The organism is Pseudomonas sp. 05N431 (assembly GCF_056397005.1).
In genome coordinates, this window is sequence record NZ_JBFTMN010000004.1 from 645,118 (window position 1) to 662,658 (window position 17,541).

The following is a 17,541-nucleotide window of genomic DNA, read 5'->3' on the forward strand; positions in this document are numbered from 1 at the left end:
CCCACGCTCCGCGTGGGAATGCCTCGCTGGACGCTCTGCGTCCGCTCTTGAATGTGACGCGGAGCGTCACGGGCTGCATTCCCACGCAGAGCGTGGGAACGATCTTTAGGCGCGGCACTCAGCCAGTGTTTTCAACTGCCCCGAATCCGTCTGGTTCTCATCAGACAGCCACTTCTCAAACCCCGCCCCAATCGCCGGCCATTCCGAATCCAGGATCGAATACCACGCGGTGTCGCGGTTCTGGCCCTTGACCACCATGTGCTGGCGAAACACGCCTTCGAAGCTGAAGCCCAGGCGTTCGGCGGCGTATTTGGAGCGGGCGTTGCCGTTGTTGCACTTCCATTCCAGGCGACGGTAGCCCAGGGCGAACGACTCTTTGGCCAGCAGGTAAACCGCTTCGGTGCTTTTCGGCGAGCGCTGCATCGGGGCGCCGAAGGTGACGTGGCCGATTTCGATGCGGCCCTGGGCCGGGACGATCGACATCAGGCTGAGCAAGCCTTGCACTTCACCGGTGGCGCGGTCGATGACGCTGAAGAAATACGGGTCGCTGTTGGCGGCGTGATTGTTCAGCCAGTCATTGAACGCGCTGCGTTCCGGGAACGGGCCGTAAGGCAAGTAGTCCCACAATTTCGGGTCGGCACCCGGACCTTGCAGGGCTTTGAACAAGCCATCGGCGTGGCGCGCCGGGTCGAGTTTTTCCAGGCGAATGAAGCGCCCTTCGATCAGTTGAACCGAGGGCGCTGGAGCGCCTTTCCAGTCAGCGAGTGAAGTCGACATGTTGCTCTCCTTGAACCTTAAAGACCTTTGCGAAACTGGATGTAACCAGGACGCTCGGCAATGCGCTCGTAGAGCTGGATCGCGGTGGCGTTGGTTTCGTGGGTCAGCCAATGAACCTTGCAGCAACCGTCGGCCTTTGCCGTGGCATAGACGAATTCGATCAGCAATCGACCGATACCAGTACCACGCTGCTCAGGGGCCACCAGCAGGTCTTGCAGGTAGCAGGCGTTTTCGATGCTCCAGTTAGAGCGCTGGTAAATGAAGTGCACCAGACCCACTGCCTTGCCATCGAGCCAGGCAAGGGCGCCGTTGGTGGGTTCGTTCGGGTCGAGCAAACGTTGCCATGTACTCTGATAAACAGCGTTGGGCAATTCGGTGTCGTAGAAGCGCAAGTAGGCTTGCCACAACGGTTGCCAAGCGGCGTGGTCATTGGCGGTAACGCGGCGAATTTCAATTTGGCTCATGTTCATTCCTTTGGCATCAAATGGGCGAGGGCCTGGTCGTGCGGGTTGGCGCTGGCGCTCAACCCTTCGCGCACACCGGCGATGTCTGCGGTACTGCGGTTCTGACTGAGCTTGCGTTTGCCTTCCAGACGCTGGATCGGCAAGGCAAAACCAACGATGGCCTTGAGCATGCCATCAATGTAGTGGGGCGGTGCATCGTCGACTTTCCATGGCTTGGCACGTCCGTGTTCATGGCGATCGGTCAGGGCGCTGACCAGATTGCGCAGGCGATGAGCGTCGCTGAACACCTCGGCGTTGCCATAGGCGTGCACCGCCAAGTAGTTCCAAGTCGGCACGACTTTGCCGTGTTCAACTTTGCTGGGGTAGAACGATGGGCTGACGTAAGCATCGGCCCCAGCAAAAATCACCAGCGCCTCGGCCCCGGCTTCCAGCTCCTGCCACTGTGGATTGGCTCGGGCCAGGTGGCCGTAAAGGGTGCCATTCGGGCCTTGTTCGGGACTGAGCAGCAGCGGCACATGGCTGGCCTGCAAGCCTTGCTCGCCGTGGGTGACGAGGATCGCCAGACGTGTGTCGAGGATCTGCTGATGCAGGGCGGGAAGGTCTTCGATGGCAAATGCGCTGGGGGTATACATGGATATTTTCCTTGGCGAATGCTTGTATCCTAGGCAGGCTATTGGTCTGTTGTAAGAGCCATTAACAGCCAATTTCGTAGGTCCATTAACGGGGTTCCATTGCCATGAACAACCCGCCGCTGTCCCTGTCGTTCAACCCGGCGGGTATCGAGCTTGATCGCCGTCAGGGCTTGAGTCGCCAGCTCTATCAGGCATTACGCCTGCGCGTGCTCGACGGTCGACTGGTGAGTGGCACGCGCTTGCCGGCCAGCCGTGATCTGGCTGCGGCGTTGTCGATTTCGCGCAATAGCGTGGTCCGTGCCTACGACCAACTCTATGCCGAAGGCTTCATCGAGGGGCGGGTGGGTGACGGCACGTACGTGGCGCAATTACCACAAACCGCGTTGCCGGCGAAAAAACTATCCACAAAAGTATCCACAGGGTTACCAACAGGCTTACCCACAGGGTTATCCACAAATTGGCTGGATTTACCTGTGATTACATCCAGTAAAGTTATCCACAGCGGTGCTCTGGAGCGGATCGAGAAGCATCATTTGACCAGGCCCGCGGGTGGTCCACCGAGGGCTTTTCGGGTCGGTGTGCCGGCCTTTGATCTGTTTCCGTTTGAGGTCTGGGCCAAGCTGAATGCGGCTTTCTGGCGTAAGCCGGATTTACAGCAACTGTGTTATGGCGCGCCCGAAGGTGACGAGCGCTTGCGCGGATTGATCGCGGCTTATTTGCGCAGCTCGCGCGGCATGCAGTGCAGTGCTGAGCAAATTGTGATCACCAGTGGCGCACAGCAGGGGATTAGCCTTTGTGCACAGCTGTTGGTGGAGCCCGGCGATGGGGTGGCTGTGGAAAACCCCGGCTATCGCGCGGCCGGACATGCCTTCGCCGTGGCCGGGGCGCGTTTGCATGGGGTTTCGGTGGACAGCGACGGTATTAATTGCGCCGAACTGGACGGGTTGAGCGATTGCCGATTGGCCTACGTCACGCCGTCTCATCAGTATCCGACCGGGGCGATCATGAGCCTGGCTCGACGTCTGGAATTGCTCGCCTGGGCCGAGCGCACCGAAGGCTGGATCATCGAGGACGATTACGACGGCGAGTACCGCTACAGCGGCGCACCGCTGGCGCCCTTGGCGGCGCTGGATCGGCAAGGCCGGGTGCTTTACGTCGGCACGTTCGGCAAGGTCGCGTTTCCGGCATTGCGCCTGGGTTATCTGGTGTTGCCGATGGGGCTGGTAGAGGCGTTTGCCCAGCGTCGTGCGGTGGATGTGCGCCATTCCGAGGTAAGCACTCAGGCAGTGATGGCGGAGTTCATGGCCACCGGGCACTTTCAGCGGCATATCCGCCGAATGCGGCGCGCGGCCTTGAGTCGTCGCAACACGCTGTTGGCCGGATGGCCTGTGGATATCCCAGGGGTTGGCAGACTGCCAAGTGTCGCGGCGGGGCTGCACTTGACGGTGGCGGTCGACTCTCAGGCCCGTGAACGTGAATTGATCGACGCCGCGGCGAGTGTCGATGTCGAGATCAGTGGCCTGAGCCGCTATTGGCTGCCGGACTCATGCACTCCGTCGGATCAGCGTGCCGGGTTGGTCTTGGGTTTCGCGGCGGTGCCCGAGGCGGCGATCAGCGCTGCGCTCGGGCGATTGAAAAAGGTCTGGTGATGCTGATGCCTGAAGGGTTGAGTCTCCGTCACGAAAAGACCCGCACATGTGCGGGTCTTCGGTTTCAGCGACGTGAGTGTTTCAGGTGCCGGACTTGATCTTGGTCCAGGCCCGGGTCCGCGCCCGTTCCGCATCGCGCGGAAGCGGTTGCAGGGTGTAGAGCGTGCTCATCGCCGCTTCGGTCGGGTACAGGTTCGGGTTGCTGCGGATCGCCGGGTCGACCATTTCCGTGGCGTCCTTGTTCGGGTTCGGATAGCCGACAAAGTCGCTGACCGGCGCGATGACTTTCGGTTGCAACAGGTAGTTCATGAAGGTGTAGGCGTCTTCCGGATCTTTCGCTCCTTTCGGGATCGCGAGCATGTCGAACCAGATCGGCGCGCCTTCCTTCGGCAGACGCATGTCGACGATCACCCCGTTCTTGGCTTCCTTGGCGCGGTTGGCGGCCTGGGAGAAGCTGCCGGAGTAACCGACGGCGACGCAGATATCACCGTTGGCGATGTCGGCCATGTACTTGGACGAGTGGAAGTAGGTGATGTACGGGCGAATCTTCATCAGCAACGCTTCAGCCTTGTCGTAGTCCGCAGGCTTTTTGCTGTTCGGGTCCAGGCCCAGGTGCTGCAGGGCCAGCGGCAGAATCTCCGACGGTGAATCGAGCAGGGCCACGCCGCACTGCTTGAGTTTGCTGATGTTCTCTTCCTTGAAGATCAGGTCCCAGCTGTCCACCGGTGCGTTGGTACCCAGCGCGGCCTTGACCTTGTCCGGGTTGAAGCCGATCAGGATGGTGCCGTACATGTAGGGCACGGCGAATTTGTTGCCCGGGTCGTTGGCTTCGATCAGCTTCATCAGCTTGGGATCGAGGTGGTTCCAGTTCGGCAGTTTGCTGCGGTCCAGCGGCTGGAATACCCCGGCTTCGATCTGCTTGGCGAGGAACACGTTGGACGGCACCACCACGTCGTAACCGGAGTTGCCGGTGAGCAGTTTGGCTTCCAGCGCTTCGTTGGTATCGAAAATGTCGTAGACCAGTTTGACCTTGGTGTTCTCGGCCTTGAAGTCTTCCAGTGCCTTGGGGGTGATGTAGTCGAACCAGTTGTAGACCCGCAAGGTGCGTTCTTCAGCATGCACAGCAGTGCTGAGAACTGCTGTGCACAGAGCCGGGACGATCAAACGCTTGAGTTGATTCATTGTTCTAATTCCTCATTGGGCGCTTTTGAAACCTTCGAGAACGTTCACGGCATTGATGCCGATTTCTTCCACCGCGTAGCCGCCCTCCATCACGAACAGGGTCGGCTTGCCAAGGGCGCCGATGCGTTCGCCCATCGCCAGGTAATCCGGGCTGTCGAGCTTGAACTGGGAGATCGGGTCGTCCTTGAAGGTGTCCACGCCCAGGGACACGACCACGATGTCGGCGCCGTAGCGCTCAATCTCTTTGCAGGCCTGCTCCAGCGCCGCGCTCCAGGTGTCCCAGCCGGAACCTGCAGGCAACGGGTAGTTGAAGTTGAACCCTTCACCTGCGCCTTCGCCGCGCTCGTCTTCGTAACCGAGGAAGAATGGAAATTCAGCTTCCGGGTGGCCGTGAATCGAGGCGAACAGCACATCGCCGCGTTGATAGAAAATCGATTGGGTGCCGTTGCCGTGGTGGTAGTCGACGTCGAGGATCGCGACTTTCTTGTGGCCTTGATCGAGGAAGGCCTGTGCGGCGATGGCAGCGTTGTTGAGGTAGCAATAACCGCCCATCAAGTCGCTGGCAGCGTGATGTCCCGGTGGACGGCACAAGGCAAATGCACTGCGGGCGCCGCGCTGGATCGCGGCCTGGGCGGTCAGCGCCACTTGCGCCGCGCTATACGCTGCTTGCCAGGTGCCGGCGGTAATCGGTGCTCCACCGTCGAAACTGTAATAGCCGAGTTGGCCATGCAGGCTTTTCGGGATGACTGTGCGCAGGGTGCGGGCCGGCCAGGTGTAGGGCAGCAAATCACCGTCGCGTTCGAACTCGGTCCAGCGCTGCCAGGCACCTTTGAAGAACGTCAGGTAGTCGTCGCTGTGAATGCGCTGGATCGGCCCCAGACCGAAATCCTGCGGCGCTTCCACCGGCCCCAGGTTGCGGGACTGAACGCGCGCCAGAACGTGGTCGGCCCGCGAGGGCATTTCGAAGCAGGGCATCAGCTGCCCATCCATCAATTCGCAGCGTCCGTGGTGCAGGTGGTGATCGTCCGAGTAGATCGTCAGCATTTTCTTGTTCTCCGCAGGCTGATTCGGTTGAACACAGTCTTGCGGCGTGCAGCGATTCAGAGAACGGCAGGAAAGGCCAAAAGGGGATGGATATGGCCAAAACCTATGACCGAAATTCGCCCCTTATTGGCGCGAGCGTGCGCCGGCTCAGGGCATGGAATGCTGAGCAGTCTGCGGGATTCCGAGTGTTTTTGAGGACGCTATCGCGAGCAAGCTCGCTCCCACAGAGGATTTGCGTTGATCACAGATCCAATGTGGGAGCGAGCTTGCTCGCGATGACGGTAGCCAGGATACCGCAGCACTCAAGGCCTGAACTGGCTCGGCGCCACGCCGCTCCAGCGCACAAACGCATGGCGGAAACTTGCGGTCTCGCTGAAGCCCAGCGCCTCGGCGATGCGATAGATCGGCAATTGATCTTCGTACAGCATCTGCTTGGCCCGCTCAAAGCGCAGTTCGTCGAGCAATTCCTGATAGCTGCACCCCAGGTCCTTCAGGTGTCGACGCAGAGTCCGCGCCGAGCAGTTCATCTGTTCCGCCAGGCCTTCAAGGCCTGGCGCGGCGTCGAGTTGGGCGGCGAGCAGTTGGCGGATCCGCCCCAGCCACGCCTGGCGTCCGGTGAATTCGGTGTTCTGCTTGCGACAGCGTTCGGCCATGGCCTGATGGGTGATGATGTCGGCCAGCGGCAAGGGCTGGTCTAGCCAGTGTTTGTCGAAGGCGAAGGCGTTATCGGTGCAGTCGAAGCGCAGGGGGCAATCAAAGTGCGTTGCGTAGCTGGCCTGATAATCCGGTGCCGAATGTTCAAAACGGGCACCTAGCAGCGGCAAGGGATGACCGAGTAGGTCGTCGCAGATGACTTTCAGCGAGACCAGGCAGAACTCGGCGTTGAACACCGCCAGCGCCGGATTTTCCCGGTAATCGGCGGCGGCGAACCAGATTCGGTCGCCATCTTCCTCAAGGCTCAGCTCGAACAGTGTTCCCAACAGCGCCGGATAGCGCAGCGCCAGGCGCAAAGCGTCACCGAAGGTGGCACTGGTGAGCAGGGCATAACCGAGTATGCCGTAGGACGAAACATGCATCCGCCGCCCAAGTTCCAGGCCGATGTCACGCTTGAGCGCGACCGCGTTGGCGCAGACCTGCATTTCCTGGTTGGTGGTGATTCGGGTGTCGGCGCGGCTCAGATCCGCGGCGCTGATGCCGCTGCCGGCCAACAGCGCCTCACTTGAAAGCCCATCGGCCTTGAAGGCATTGAGCACCAGGGAAACGGCGTTGAGGGTGGTGAGGTGGGAGTGGAGCATGGGCGATTCCAGCTTTGGGTTAGCTGGAATGGAGCAAGTTATATGCCGGGCCACAAACTTGTGGGAGCGAGCTTGCTCGCGATGACGGTGTATCAGTCAACAACAATGTTGAATGGTTGACCGCTATCGCGAGCAAGCTCGCTCCCACAGGTTTTGCGTGGTGTCAGATCAGTTCGCCGCAAAGGTCGAGTTCTACAAGCCGTCGAACCTCAGCGGTATCCAGATCTGCACCCAGCAGCGCATGCAATTTGCCAAACGCTGCTTCACGGGTCATGCCGCCGCCGGACAATACGCCTACGCCTCGCAGACGGCTGCCTGCTTCGTAGACGTCCAGCTCAACCCCGCCTTCATGGCACTGGGTGATCGCGACCACCACGATCCCCTGATCCCACGCCCGCGCAAGGCTGGCGAGAAATTCGGGGTTGTCACTCGGCCCGGTGCCGCTGCCAAAGCATTCCAGCACCAACCCCTGAATACCGCTGTTGAGTACACCGTCGAGTTGTTCGGCGCCGATGCCGGGGAACAGTGGCAGCACGCCAACCTTGGCCAGTTGCTTGGGTTGGTGGTAATTCAGTTGCGAAGGAATCGGAACTGCCTTGGCTCCACCGCCCTGGCGTTGCAGACGGGCAAACGGATGCCGACCGAAGCTGCGAATCTTCGCGCAACGGGTCGGGTCCAGCAGCTCGCCGTGGAAGTACAACTGCACGCCCGGTGCCAGGCCTTGGCCAAGGGCGACCAGCGCACCGCCGAGGTTTTCCCAGGCATCGCTGTCAGGCACGCCAGCCGGCAGCATGGAGCCGGTAAACAGCACGCGCGCGTGCAGGCCAAGCAATTGGAAACTCATGGCGGCGGCGCTGTAGGCCAGGGTGTCGGTGCCGTGCAGGATCAGCACGCTGTCGCAGCCGTCGACTTCAACCGCTTCGATGACCGCGTCGCGCAGGCGCTGCCAGTAGGCCGGGGTCATGTTGGCGCTGTCGATCAGCGGGGTCATTTCACGGAAGCGCCAGTTCGGCACTACCAGCTCAGGCTGGCTATGCAGGTAGTCGCGCATCCGGGTTTCGAAACCGGACGCCGGGGCCAGACCGTTGGCGCTGGCTTGCATGCCAATGGTGCCACCGGTGTAGAGCACCATGACGTGCTGGGCGGCAGGGTAGGAATTGGAAATCATCAGGTGGTCTCCGCAAGAGATGACTGTGGGAGCGAGCCTGCTCGCGATAGCGGTATGTCAGACACCGCTATGTCGACTGCCAGTGCGCTATCGCGAGCAGGCTCGCTCCCACAAGTAGTTCATTTTAGCTGACGGGCGCAGGGGATGCGCCCGTCGTTTACCCATCAGCGTTGCGCTGCAGGTACACCTTGCGGCTCGGCATCGGCCTTTGGAGCAGCGGCTGGCGGGTTGGCTGGCCAGGCGTTGAGGTCCAGGTCCAGGTCCGGGAATTTGCTCGAATCGAACACTGGCGTCTTGATGCCGGCAGAACGCTGGTCATCGTAGTCGCGCAGGATGCGCATGCCGACCTTGAACAGCAGGAACAGCGCGATCAGGTTGACGAACGCCAGCATGGTCATGGTGATGTCGGCAAACGCGAACACCGTACTGAGGTTCTCGATAGCGCCCCAGAAGATCAGCACCAGGACCAATGCGCGATAGCCCATCAGCGCTTTACGGTTGTCACCGATCAGGAAGCGCAGGTTGCTTTCGCCCAGGTAGTAGTTGTAGAGGATCGAGGTGAATACGAACAACGCCAGCGCGACGCTGATGAACATCCGGCCCCAATCGCCGACGACAGCTGCCAGGGAGTTCTGGGTCAGGGCGATGCCGTCACCTTCAAAGCCAGGGGTGTAGAAACCCGACAGCAGAATCAGCAGCGCGGTGCAGGTGCAGATCACGAAGGTGTCGAGGAACACGCTGAACGCCTGAACCACGCCTTGTGCAACCGGGTGCTCGACCGAGGCCACAGCGGCCACGTTCGGTGCACTGCCCAGGCCCGCTTCGTTGGCGAACACGCCACGCTTCACGCCCATGATGATGGCGCTGCCGATCAGGCCGCCGAAGGCCTGGTCCAGGCCGAAGGCACTTTTGACGATGGTCATCAGCATGCCCGGCACGTGATCGAATTGCAGCACGATCACGTAGAGGGTCACGGCGATGTAGACCAGTGTCTTGACCGGCACCAGCAGGTCAGCGATCGCGGCGATGCGCTTGATCCCGCCGATGAACACCAGGCCCAGCAACACGGCCAGACCGAGACCGGTGTAGGTGGTGTTCAGGCCGAAGGCATTGTTCAGCGAGTGCGTCACGGCATGGGCTTGCAGGCCGTTGAAGGCGAAGCCGAAGGTGATCAGCAGCAGGAACGCCATGATCATCCCCAACCAGCGTTTCTGCAGGCCGTGCTGGATGTAATAGGACGGGCCGCCACGGAACTGGCCTTCGGAGTCGCAGCGCTTGTAGAGCTGGCCGAGGGAGCATTCGAAGAAGCTGCTGGACATGCCGACCAGTGCGGTTACCCACATCCAGAACACTGCACCTGGACCGCCGAGGGTCACGGCGATGCCGACACCGGCGATGTTGCCGGCGCCGACGCGGCCGGCGAGGCTGAGCATCAGTGCCTGGAAGGAGCTGAGTTGACCGGAGCTGCTGCGCAGGCTGTCGCGGAAGACCGAGAACATGTGGAAGAAGTGACGCAGCTGTACGAAACGCGAGCGGATCGTGAAGTAGCTACCGAGCCCGACAATGAGCACGATCAGTACTTTCCCTGAGAGGAAGTCGTTGATGACTTCGAGCATGGATTATTCCTCGCTGTTTTTTGTGTAGGCAAATGCTGGTCGGTCAGACACATCGCGTTACACCGGTGTGCACACGGCACAGCGGGTGGGGCGAAGTTCGTCCCGGATCCATATCGCGGGTTTGTTATTAGTTCGGGTTTCGCATGGGTTTGGGTCTCGTTACCGACGACCGCTCACGCGAAGAGGGGCGGCACTATACCTATCAGTGCGGCGCCCGTCTGCACAGTTGTGGTGCGAACGGTGAAACGAAGCCTTTGAAACACCTGACTTTTTCGAGTCAGGCTCATGTGGGAGCGAGCTTGCTCGCGATGCCGGCGCCGCAKTTTTTCAGGAAAACTGCGTCATCGTTTATCGCGAGCAAGCTCGCTCCCACAGGTTCTGCTTTGTTGCAAACAAGTTAAAAAAAAGGGCCTGGAGAATGATCTCCAGGCCCTCAAAAGGTGAGAGGTGTCTAGTCCCTCGACCTGGTGAGCAGTAACTACAGCGTTAGGCTTTCAGTGGTACCAGACGCGGAGCAATCATGTTTTCCGGGCGCAGGATGTCGGCGAGCATCGCGTCGTCGAGCAGGCCTTCTTCGCGCACCAGTTCCAGCACGCCGCGGCCGCTTTCAAGAGCGATACGGGCGATGCGGGTGGCGTTTTCATAGCCGATGTACGGGTTCAGCGCGGTGACAAGACCGATCGAGTGTTCGACCAGTTCACGGCAGCGGGCTTCGTTGGCGGTGATGCCGACGATGCAGTGCTCGCGCAGCATGTCCATGGCGCGTTGCAGCAGGCGGATCGAGTCGAAGATCTTGAAGGCGATCAACGGCTCCATCACGTTCAGTTGCAACTGGCCGCCTTCGGCCGCGATGGTCAGTGCCAGGTCGTTACCGATGATCTGGAAGGCCACCTGGTTAACGGCTTCAGGAATAACCGGGTTGACCTTGCCTGGCATGATCGAGCTGCCTGGCTGACGCGCTGGCAGGTTGATTTCGTTGATGCCGGTGCGTGGGCCGCTGGACAGCAGGCGCAAGTCGTTGCAGATCTTCGACAGCTTGACCGCGGTGCGCTTGAGCATGCCGGAGAACAGCACGAAGGCGCCCATGTCGGAAGTGGCTTCGATCAGGTCGGCGGCCGGTACCAGCGGTTGACCGCTGATCAGTGCCAGACGCTCAACGGCCAGGTGCTGGTAGCGCGGGTCGGCGTTGATGCCGGTACCGATCGCGGTGCCGCCCAGGTTCACTTCGGTCAGCAGTTCCGGAGCCAGGGTCTTCAGGCGTGCCAGGTCTTCGCTCAGGGTGGTGGCGAAGGCGCGGAATTCCTGGCCAAGGGTCATCGGCACGGCGTCTTGCAGCTGGGTACGACCCATCTTCAGAACGTGGCTGAATTCTTCACCTTTGGCCGCGAACGACTGGATCAGGCTGTCGAGGCTGGCCAGCAGGGCGTCGTGACCCAGCAGCAGACCCAGGCGGATAGCCGTCGGGTAGGCGTCGTTGGTCGACTGCGCCATGTTCACGTCGTTGTTCGGGTGCAGGTATTGGTATTCGCCCTTGCTGTGGCCCATGGCCTCCAGCGCGATGTTGGCGATGACTTCGTTGGCATTCATGTTGGTTGAAGTGCCAGCGCCGCCTTGAATCATGTCCACCACGAACTCTTCGTGGAAATCGCCGCGGATCAGACGGGCACACGCTTCGCTGATGGCAGCGTGCTTGACGTCGCTCAGGTGACCCAGCTCGCGGTTGGCGTCAGCAGCAGCCTGCTTGACCATTGCCAGACCCACAACCAGCTTCGGGTAATGCGAAATCGGAACGCCGGAGAGACGGAAGTTGTTCACCGCTCGCAGGGTCTGGATGCCGTAATACGCTTGAGCCGGTACTTCGAGTACGCCAAGCAGGTCTTTTTCTGTGCGGAAAGATGCAGCGGAGGACATGATAGAAATCATCTCGATATGGACCCGGTCGGTGCCGGAACGCTGCGAATGCTAGGCTTGTGGAAAATTTTGGGCCAATGCTGTTAAGCACTGCCCTATGCACATTCGGCATAATGCCCATGTGACGCCGTGTGTACGGCGAGCGTGTGACCTAAATTGGTGCGTGTCCGGGAGGACGTGATGAATCTGGAAAGCAAATGGCTCGAGGACTTTAGTGCCCTGGCCGCCACCCGCAGCTTTTCGCAGGCCGCCGAACGGCGTTTTGTGACTCAGCCGGCATTCAGCCGGCGGATCCGCAGCCTGGAAGCCGCGCTGGGGCTGACTCTGGTCAATCGCTCGCGCACGCCCATCGAGTTAACGGCAGCGGGGCAGTTGTTCCTGGTCACGGCTCGCACAGTGGTCGAGCAGCTCGGCGAAGTACTGAGGCATTTGCATCACCTTGAAGGCGGGCAGGGCGAAGTGATGCAAGTCGCAGCCGCGCACTCCCTGGCCCTGGGTTTCTTCCCGCGCTGGATCGCGCAACTGCGCAACGAAGGCTTGAACATCGCCACGCGGCTGGTGGCGACCAACGTGGGCGACGCTGTGCATGCCCTGCGCGAAGGCGGCTGCGATCTGATGCTGGCGTTTTACGACCCGGATGCGGCCATGCAAATGGACCCGGAGATTTTCCCGTCGCTGCATCTGGGCGATACCGAGATGCTTCCGGTCTGTGCGGCCGATGCCGACGGCAAGCCGCTGTTTGATCTCGAAGGCGAGGCCAGCGTGCCGCTGCTGGCCTACAGCGCCGGGGCATTTCTCGGGCGCTCGGTGAACATGCTGCTGCGCCAGCGCGCGCTGCGTTTCACCACCATTTATGAAACTGCCATGGCCGACAGCCTGAAAAGCATGGCCCTTGAAGGTCTTGGTATCGCCTGGGTGCCGCAACTCAGCGTGCGAGCCGAACTGGCGCGCGGTGAACTGGTGGTCTGCGGTGGCCCGCAATGGCACGTGCCACTGGAGATTCGCCTGTACCGCTGCGCGCTGGTGCGCAAGGCCAATGTGCGGTTGTTGTGGCGCAAGCTGGAAGGTGGCGCAGCGGGAAGTAATTGATGGAGCGTTTATGTTACGGGGTGTCAGCCAGGAAGTTGTTGATGCGTGTACGGTTGGGGTCGGTATACACAAAGCAGTTGGAGTAAAGAGGATTCACTTTAGGAATCATGAATGTTTCACACAGCCAGCCGTTGTATCTGATTTCAGATAGTTCGTGTTGCGCAGTAAGCATGTGCCCCATTTCATGGCCGACTATTTGTTTGCTGGCTACAGTGGCGAGCCCGAATTGTTGGCCTTCGCCTGCAATACCTAGTGCATGGCTATTCATCCAGTCGTTGGTGAGCAGCAGGAACTTTGTAGTTCTGCCAAATGGAAGGTTGTTATTGTCGCGGTAATGCTCTCCAAGAATCTTCCATCCATAATATGAAGTCTCGTTTTCGCCCTGGTACGCGTAGGAGGTATAGGGTGGAGCATTACGGATAAACTTGACCGATACGTCACGGCCGGTTGCAATCTTCAACTCTTTGACCATCGGCAGAAAATGCTCTGGGTAAATCGACGGGATTTTCGACTCGGGAACATCATCGTGCACAAATGCAAAAATGAATATCGGTCGTTTTCCTACGGGGACAGTAGCCAGACTTCTGGGATGAACGGATTGATCGGAGGGCCAGGGTGTTTCGTCCTTTATGACGGTTGCGTAGGTCGTTTGAATGACCATTGGTATTAATAGTATCGGCAGTAAAAATTTGAATAAGTGCGGCATAGAACAATCTCAAACTTATTAATAGTAGTGTTAATATTTTTTCGGGTGTGGTGTGTGAAAACACGGCGGGTATTAATAGTGTTTATTAAGTAATTTGTATTGGTGAGTTGTGTATCAGAAGGTGTGGAATGTTGAGTTCACTGAGGCGTAAATAAGAGCGCTTTTTTCTTTGACTTCCAAGTCAGTAAATTTGTCGGATTTTGGCCGAAATCAGTCATGTGACAGATGGTCGTTAAGGGGGCTGTTTATCGGTATCTTTACGGTATACTGCGCGGCCTTCGGCCGGTTTGACTGGCCATAATTCGTACAATCAAGCCACGCATTCCGCGTGGCTTGTTGTTTTTTGACGCGCCTGCGGGCGCCCAGAGAGAAGAGGCACGACGATGAGCGCACTGGTTGGCGTGATCATGGGCTCCAAGTCCGATTGGTCCACCCTTAGCCACACCGCCGATATGCTGGAAAAGCTCGGCATCCCTTACGAGGTGAAAGTGGTCTCTGCCCACCGCACCCCGGACCTGCTGTTCCAGTACGCCGAAGAGGCCGAGGCCCGTGGCATCGAGGTGATTATCGCCGGTGCCGGCGGCGCGGCCCACTTGCCTGGCATGTGTGCGGCCAAGACCCACCTGCCGGTGCTGGGCGTACCGGTGCAGTCGTCGATGCTTTCGGGCGTCGATTCGCTGCTGTCGATCGTGCAGATGCCTGCGGGCATCCCGGTCGCTACCCTGGCCATCGGCAAGGCCGGCGCGATCAACGCAGCCCTGCTCTCGGCGAGTATCCTGGGCGCCAAGCACCCGCAATTCCATGCGGTGCTGAAAACCTTCCGTGCTGAGCAGACAGACAGCGTCCTGGACAATCCAGACCCACGCATCGCCTGAGGTTGTTGACGATGAAGATCGGTGTAATCGGTGGCGGCCAGTTGGGTCGCATGTTGGCCCTGGCAGGTACGCCGCTGGGAATGAACTTCGCTTTTCTGGACCCCGCGCCGGATGCCTGTGCAGCCGCGCTGGGTGAACACCTGCGGGCCGATTACGGCGATCAGGATCACCTGCGTCAGTTGGCTGATGAAGTCGACCTGGTGACCTTCGAGTTCGAAAGCGTCCCTGCCGAAACCGTGGCCTTCCTGTCGCAATTCGTTCCGGTTTACCCGAGTGCCGAAGCGCTGCGCATCGCCCGCGATCGCTGGTTCGAAAAGAGCATGTTCAAGGACCTGGGCATTCCGACGCCGGCTTTCGCCGATATCCAGTCGCAAGCCGATCTGGACGCTGCGGTAGCCACCATCGGCCTGCCCGCCGTGCTGAAAACCCGCACCCTGGGTTACGACGGCAAGGGCCAGAAAGTCCTGCGCACGCCGGCCGATGTGGTCGGCACGTTCGCCGAGCTGGGCAGCGTGGCCTGCTTGCTGGAAGGCTTCGTGCCGTTCACCGGTGAAGTCTCGCTGATCGCCGTGCGCGCTCGCGATGGTGAAACGAAGTTCTACCCGCTGGTCCACAACACCCACGACAGCGGCATTCTCAAGTTGTCCGTGGCCAGCACCGACCATCCGTTGCAAGCCCTGGCCGAGGATTACTCCAGCCGCGTGCTCAAGCAGCTGGATTACGTCGGCGTGATGGCATTCGAGTTCTTTGAAGTCGACGGTGGCCTCAAGGCCAACGAAATCGCCCCGCGCGTACACAACTCCGGGCACTGGACCACCGAAGGCGCCGAGTGCAGCCAGTTCGAAAACCACTTGCGTGCCGTGGCCGGCCTGCCACTGGGTTCGACCGCCAAGGTCGGCGAGAGCGCGATGCTCAACTTCATCGGTGTGGTACCGCCGGTGGAGAAGGTCATCGCCATCGCCGATTGCCATTTGCACCACTATGGCAAGGCGTTCAAGGTCGGCCGCAAGGTCGGTCACGCCAACCTGCGTTGCGCCGACAGGGAGACGCTTGCGCAGCAGATCCTCAAGGTCGAAGCGCTGATCACCGAATAGTTTCATCTGGCAACGACGGAACCTTCGGTCGCCGTCGTTCTCTGATGGCAGGATGCCAAAGCCTGACTAGGCTTTGGCATACCTACATCATTCAGAGGGAAACGCCATGCACATTATTGGAACCATCTTCATCGGATTGATCGTTGGCCTGCTGGCTCGTTTCCTGAAGCCAGGTGACGACAGCATGGGCTGGATCATGACCATCCTGCTCGGCATCGGCGGTTCGCTGGCGGCCACGTACGGCGGCCAGGCGCTGGGTATCTATCAGGCTGGCCAGGGTGCGGGCTTCATCGGTGCACTGGTGGGCGCGATTGTTTTGCTGGTGATCTACGGCTTCGTCAAAAAGAGCTGATTCAAGCGACAAAGCCCTCTCTGCTGCACGGGCCGAGAGGGCTAGAATGCTCGACGACTTACTGACTTCCCTTTGCCGAGCATTTTCATGCGCCGTCTTCTGTTGACTCTTTTATTGCTGGGCACTGGCCTGGCCCATGCCGGCGAACTGCCGGAAACCGACTGGCTCGAACTGATGCCCAAGTCGGACCAGAAAGCCCTCGAGGCCATGCCTGAAATCGACCACAACTCGCCCGAAGCCAACGGCACCTTTACCGACAAGGGTGGCCTGAAGCAGAGCAAGGGCTTGCCGGCGGTGATGTATTCGACCAAAACCGTGGCGTCGATGAACGACAAGAACATCCGCATTGGCGGGTATCCCGTGCCGCTGGAAACCGACGCCAAAGGTCGCAGCACGCTGTTTTTCCTGGTGCCGTACCCGGGCGCCTGTATCCACGTCCCGCCACCACCGCCTAACCAATTGGTGCTGGTGCGCTATCCGAAGGGCTTGAAGCTGGACGATATCTACACACCGCTGTGGGTCACCGGCACGCTGAAGATCGAGAAGGTCAACAACGACCTGGCCGATGCGGCCTATGCACTGGATGCGGCGAAAGTGCGGGTGGTCAAAGAGTCGGATCTGTAAACGCACCTGTAAGCCTGGTGCAATCCACTGTGGGAGCGAGCTTGCTCGCGATGGCGGTGTAACAGCCAACATAGATGTTGGATGTTATGGCCTCATCGCGAGCAAGCTCGCTCCCACAGTGGTTGATGGTGTTGCTTACAGCGGTTTGCTGGCGATGCTCACGCCCAGCGTATGACTCGCCCCCGGTGCCAGGGTCACAATGTCATCCATCACGTTGGCCGTTTCGATGCACAGCATGCGCTGCCAGCCGTCGTCGGCCATGTCACTGAATTGCGCCGCCCGTGCGATCCAGGGGTTCCAGATCACCGCCGAGCGCGAGCCGCTGCTGGTCAGTTCGATACGCCGTTCCCAGGCAGGATCGACGATGCTCAATTGCGCCGGTGTATTCAGGTAGATCCGGTCGGTTTCCCCGGCAAAACGCAAATCGCCGGTCTGAGTCACGGTTTTCCAGTTATCCAGGGTTTCGATGTAGTTCAGCCCGTCCAGGCCTTCGACGTGCACATTGCGTACATCACTGACTGCAAAGTAGCTGTGCAGCGCCTGGCTGATGGTGACGGGGGTGCTGCCCTGGTTTTGGCTGGTCAGGTTGATATGCAGTTGCTCATCCAGGCGAATGCTCAGTTTCAGATCCACCGCATACGGCCAACCCGGCAAGCCGCCTTCGAGGTAGGGCAGGAGGAACTCGACCTTCAGGCTTTCGCCTTCGGCTTCAATGGCGCCCAGTTCCCAGTCCATCGCCCGCACTAAACCGTGGGCGGTCGGCGGTTCGTTGCTGACGCGCATTGCCTGAACACTCGGCGGATTGCGGTCCAGGTTGCCAAACCACGGCCAGCACACCGGAACACCGGCGCGGATGCTTTTGCCGGTTTTGAACACCGCCTCATCGTTGAGCCAGATCAGCGGCGGTTGCCCGGCCAATTGATAACTGAGGATGTGCGCGCCTTGTTGGGCCACCAGCAATTCGGCCTGACCGTGGCGGATGCGCCAGCAGTTCAGTTCATCCAGTTTCACGGCTTCAACGTTGGGAGTTGGCATGTTGCACATCTCGTTCAGGATCAATGAC

The 17,541-nt window shown here is 59.8% G+C and carries 17 protein-coding genes; 6 read left to right on the forward strand and 11 right to left on the reverse strand.

Features of this window, described 5'->3' with window-relative positions:
- Positions 1 to 105 precede the first annotated feature (105 nt).
- Genes AC1DIG_RS10585 through AC1DIG_RS10595 form a run of 3 tightly spaced genes read right to left on the reverse strand, consistent with a single transcriptional unit; the run spans position 106 to position 1,873 of the window.
- Positions 106 to 777 (reverse strand): GNAT family N-acetyltransferase, encoded by a 672-nt coding sequence (locus AC1DIG_RS10585; RefSeq protein ID WP_477767260.1) that lies wholly within the window; start codon positions 775 to 777, stop codon positions 106 to 108.
- Positions 778 to 794: 17 nt separating this feature from the next.
- Positions 795 to 1,241, reverse strand: coding sequence for a GNAT family N-acetyltransferase (locus tag AC1DIG_RS10590; RefSeq protein ID WP_216742547.1), 447 nt, complete (start codon positions 1,239 to 1,241; stop codon positions 795 to 797).
- Positions 1,242 to 1,243: 2 nt separating this feature from the next.
- Positions 1,244 to 1,873 carry an FMN-binding negative transcriptional regulator gene (locus AC1DIG_RS10595; RefSeq protein ID WP_477767261.1) on the reverse strand — a complete coding sequence of 210 codons (630 nt, stop codon included), beginning with the start codon at positions 1,871 to 1,873 and terminating at the stop codon, positions 1,244 to 1,246.
- 104 nt (positions 1,874 to 1,977) lie between these two features.
- Here AC1DIG_RS10595 and pdxR point away from each other — a divergent pair, with 104 nt between their 5' ends.
- Positions 1,978 to 3,522 carry a MocR-like pyridoxine biosynthesis transcription factor PdxR gene (pdxR, locus tag AC1DIG_RS10600; RefSeq protein WP_477767262.1) on the forward strand — a complete coding sequence of 515 codons (1,545 nt, stop codon included), beginning with the start codon at positions 1,978 to 1,980 and terminating at the stop codon, positions 3,520 to 3,522.
- An 81-nt stretch (positions 3,523 to 3,603) separates the two neighbouring features.
- On the opposite strand, the gene AC1DIG_RS10605 is transcribed toward pdxR, so the two are convergent.
- The 6 genes from AC1DIG_RS10605 to AC1DIG_RS10630 form a co-directional block, all read right to left on the reverse strand.
- Positions 3,604 to 4,704 (reverse strand): polyamine ABC transporter substrate-binding protein, encoded by a 1,101-nt coding sequence (locus AC1DIG_RS10605; protein WP_477767263.1) that lies wholly within the window; start codon positions 4,702 to 4,704, stop codon positions 3,604 to 3,606.
- A 12-nt stretch (positions 4,705 to 4,716) separates the two neighbouring features.
- The gene (locus AC1DIG_RS10610) at positions 4,717 to 5,748 is read right to left on the reverse strand and encodes a histone deacetylase family protein (RefSeq protein ID WP_477767264.1); all 1,032 of its coding nucleotides are present in this window, start codon (positions 5,746 to 5,748) and stop codon (positions 4,717 to 4,719) included.
- A gap of 302 nt (positions 5,749 to 6,050) precedes the next feature.
- Positions 6,051 to 7,043 (reverse strand): AraC family transcriptional regulator, encoded by a 993-nt coding sequence (locus tag AC1DIG_RS10615; RefSeq protein ID WP_477767265.1) that lies wholly within the window; start codon positions 7,041 to 7,043, stop codon positions 6,051 to 6,053.
- 163 nt (positions 7,044 to 7,206) lie between these two features.
- A complete protein-coding gene (locus tag AC1DIG_RS10620; protein ID WP_477767266.1) occupies positions 7,207 to 8,211 on the reverse strand; it encodes an asparaginase in 1,005 nt (334 codons plus the stop codon).
- Between the two features lie 164 nt (positions 8,212 to 8,375).
- Positions 8,376 to 9,827, reverse strand: a complete 1,452-nt coding sequence (locus AC1DIG_RS10625) for an alanine/glycine:cation symporter family protein (RefSeq protein ID WP_477767267.1) — start codon at positions 9,825 to 9,827, stop codon at positions 8,376 to 8,378.
- Positions 9,828 to 10,313: 486 nt separating this feature from the next.
- Complete coding sequence (locus AC1DIG_RS10630) at positions 10,314 to 11,738, reverse strand: aspartate ammonia-lyase (RefSeq protein ID WP_477767268.1); 1,425 nt, start codon at positions 11,736 to 11,738, stop codon at positions 10,314 to 10,316.
- A 180-nt stretch (positions 11,739 to 11,918) separates the two neighbouring features.
- Between AC1DIG_RS10630 and AC1DIG_RS10635 the strand changes: the two genes are divergently transcribed.
- Positions 11,919 to 12,827 carry a LysR substrate-binding domain-containing protein gene (locus AC1DIG_RS10635; RefSeq protein WP_477767269.1) on the forward strand — a complete coding sequence of 303 codons (909 nt, stop codon included), beginning with the start codon at positions 11,919 to 11,921 and terminating at the stop codon, positions 12,825 to 12,827.
- Positions 12,828 to 12,840: 13 nt separating this feature from the next.
- On the opposite strand, the gene AC1DIG_RS10640 is transcribed toward AC1DIG_RS10635, so the two are convergent.
- Positions 12,841 to 13,533, reverse strand: a complete 693-nt coding sequence (locus tag AC1DIG_RS10640; RefSeq protein WP_477767270.1) for a hypothetical protein — start codon at positions 13,531 to 13,533, stop codon at positions 12,841 to 12,843.
- Between the two features lie 383 nt (positions 13,534 to 13,916).
- On the opposite strand from AC1DIG_RS10640, the gene purE reads away from it, so the two are divergent.
- The 4 genes from purE to AC1DIG_RS10660 all read left to right on the forward strand — a co-directional run bounded on the left by purE (position 13,917) and on the right by AC1DIG_RS10660 (position 16,478).
- Positions 13,917 to 14,408 carry a 5-(carboxyamino)imidazole ribonucleotide mutase gene (gene purE, locus AC1DIG_RS10645; protein WP_019694319.1) on the forward strand — a complete coding sequence of 164 codons (492 nt, stop codon included), beginning with the start codon at positions 13,917 to 13,919 and terminating at the stop codon, positions 14,406 to 14,408.
- An 11-nt stretch (positions 14,409 to 14,419) separates the two neighbouring features.
- Positions 14,420 to 15,502, forward strand: a complete 1,083-nt coding sequence (locus AC1DIG_RS10650; RefSeq protein ID WP_477767271.1) for a 5-(carboxyamino)imidazole ribonucleotide synthase — start codon at positions 14,420 to 14,422, stop codon at positions 15,500 to 15,502.
- Between the two features lie 106 nt (positions 15,503 to 15,608).
- Positions 15,609 to 15,854: a GlsB/YeaQ/YmgE family stress response membrane protein gene (locus AC1DIG_RS10655; RefSeq protein WP_477767272.1), complete on the forward strand. Its 246-nt coding sequence runs from the start codon at positions 15,609 to 15,611 to the stop codon at positions 15,852 to 15,854.
- An 87-nt stretch (positions 15,855 to 15,941) separates the two neighbouring features.
- Entirely contained in the window at positions 15,942 to 16,478 is a 537-nt protein-coding gene (locus AC1DIG_RS10660; protein ID WP_216740919.1) for a DUF3299 domain-containing protein, read from the forward strand.
- A 135-nt stretch (positions 16,479 to 16,613) separates the two neighbouring features.
- Here AC1DIG_RS10660 and AC1DIG_RS10665 read toward each other — a convergent pair whose 3' ends face one another.
- The gene (locus AC1DIG_RS10665) at positions 16,614 to 17,513 is read right to left on the reverse strand and encodes a D-hexose-6-phosphate mutarotase (protein ID WP_477767273.1); all 900 of its coding nucleotides are present in this window, start codon (positions 17,511 to 17,513) and stop codon (positions 16,614 to 16,616) included.
- Between the last annotated feature and the right edge of the window lie 28 nt (positions 17,514 to 17,541).

Excerpts from the sequence above, each read along its gene's own strand:
- AC1DIG_RS10620 (WP_477767266.1), bottom strand. The coding sequence starts at position 8,211 with ATGATTTCCAATTCCTACCCTGCCGCCCAGCACGTCATGGTGCTCTAC.
- AC1DIG_RS10585 (WP_477767260.1), bottom strand. The coding sequence starts at position 777 with ATGTCGACTTCACTCGCTGACTGGAAAGGCGCTCCAGCGCCCTCGGTT.
- AC1DIG_RS10635 (WP_477767269.1), top strand. The coding sequence starts at position 11,919 with ATGAATCTGGAAAGCAAATGGCTCGAGGACTTTAGTGCCCTGGCCGCC.
- AC1DIG_RS10660 (WP_216740919.1), top strand. The coding sequence starts at position 15,942 with ATGCGCCGTCTTCTGTTGACTCTTTTATTGCTGGGCACTGGCCTGGCC.
- AC1DIG_RS10595 (WP_477767261.1), bottom strand. The coding sequence starts at position 1,873 with ATGTATACCCCCAGCGCATTTGCCATCGAAGACCTTCCCGCCCTGCAT.
- AC1DIG_RS10625 (WP_477767267.1), bottom strand. The coding sequence starts at position 9,827 with ATGCTCGAAGTCATCAACGACTTCCTCTCAGGGAAAGTACTGATCGTG.
- AC1DIG_RS10665 (WP_477767273.1), bottom strand. The coding sequence starts at position 17,513 with ATGCCAACTCCCAACGTTGAAGCCGTGAAACTGGATGAACTGAACTGC.
- AC1DIG_RS10650 (WP_477767271.1), top strand. The coding sequence starts at position 14,420 with ATGAAGATCGGTGTAATCGGTGGCGGCCAGTTGGGTCGCATGTTGGCC.
- AC1DIG_RS10640 (WP_477767270.1), bottom strand. The coding sequence starts at position 13,533 with ATGCCGCACTTATTCAAATTTTTACTGCCGATACTATTAATACCAATG.
- AC1DIG_RS10590 (WP_216742547.1), bottom strand. The coding sequence starts at position 1,241 with ATGAGCCAAATTGAAATTCGCCGCGTTACCGCCAATGACCACGCCGCT.
- AC1DIG_RS10615 (WP_477767265.1), bottom strand. The coding sequence starts at position 7,043 with ATGCTCCACTCCCACCTCACCACCCTCAACGCCGTTTCCCTGGTGCTC.
- pdxR (WP_477767262.1), top strand. The coding sequence starts at position 1,978 with ATGAACAACCCGCCGCTGTCCCTGTCGTTCAACCCGGCGGGTATCGAG.
- AC1DIG_RS10630 (WP_477767268.1), bottom strand. The coding sequence starts at position 11,738 with ATGTCCTCCGCTGCATCTTTCCGCACAGAAAAAGACCTGCTTGGCGTA.
- AC1DIG_RS10605 (WP_477767263.1), bottom strand. The coding sequence starts at position 4,704 with ATGAATCAACTCAAGCGTTTGATCGTCCCGGCTCTGTGCACAGCAGTT.
- AC1DIG_RS10655 (WP_477767272.1), top strand. The coding sequence starts at position 15,609 with ATGCACATTATTGGAACCATCTTCATCGGATTGATCGTTGGCCTGCTG.
- purE (WP_019694319.1), top strand. The coding sequence starts at position 13,917 with ATGAGCGCACTGGTTGGCGTGATCATGGGCTCCAAGTCCGATTGGTCC.
- AC1DIG_RS10610 (WP_477767264.1), bottom strand. The coding sequence starts at position 5,748 with ATGCTGACGATCTACTCGGACGATCACCACCTGCACCACGGACGCTGC.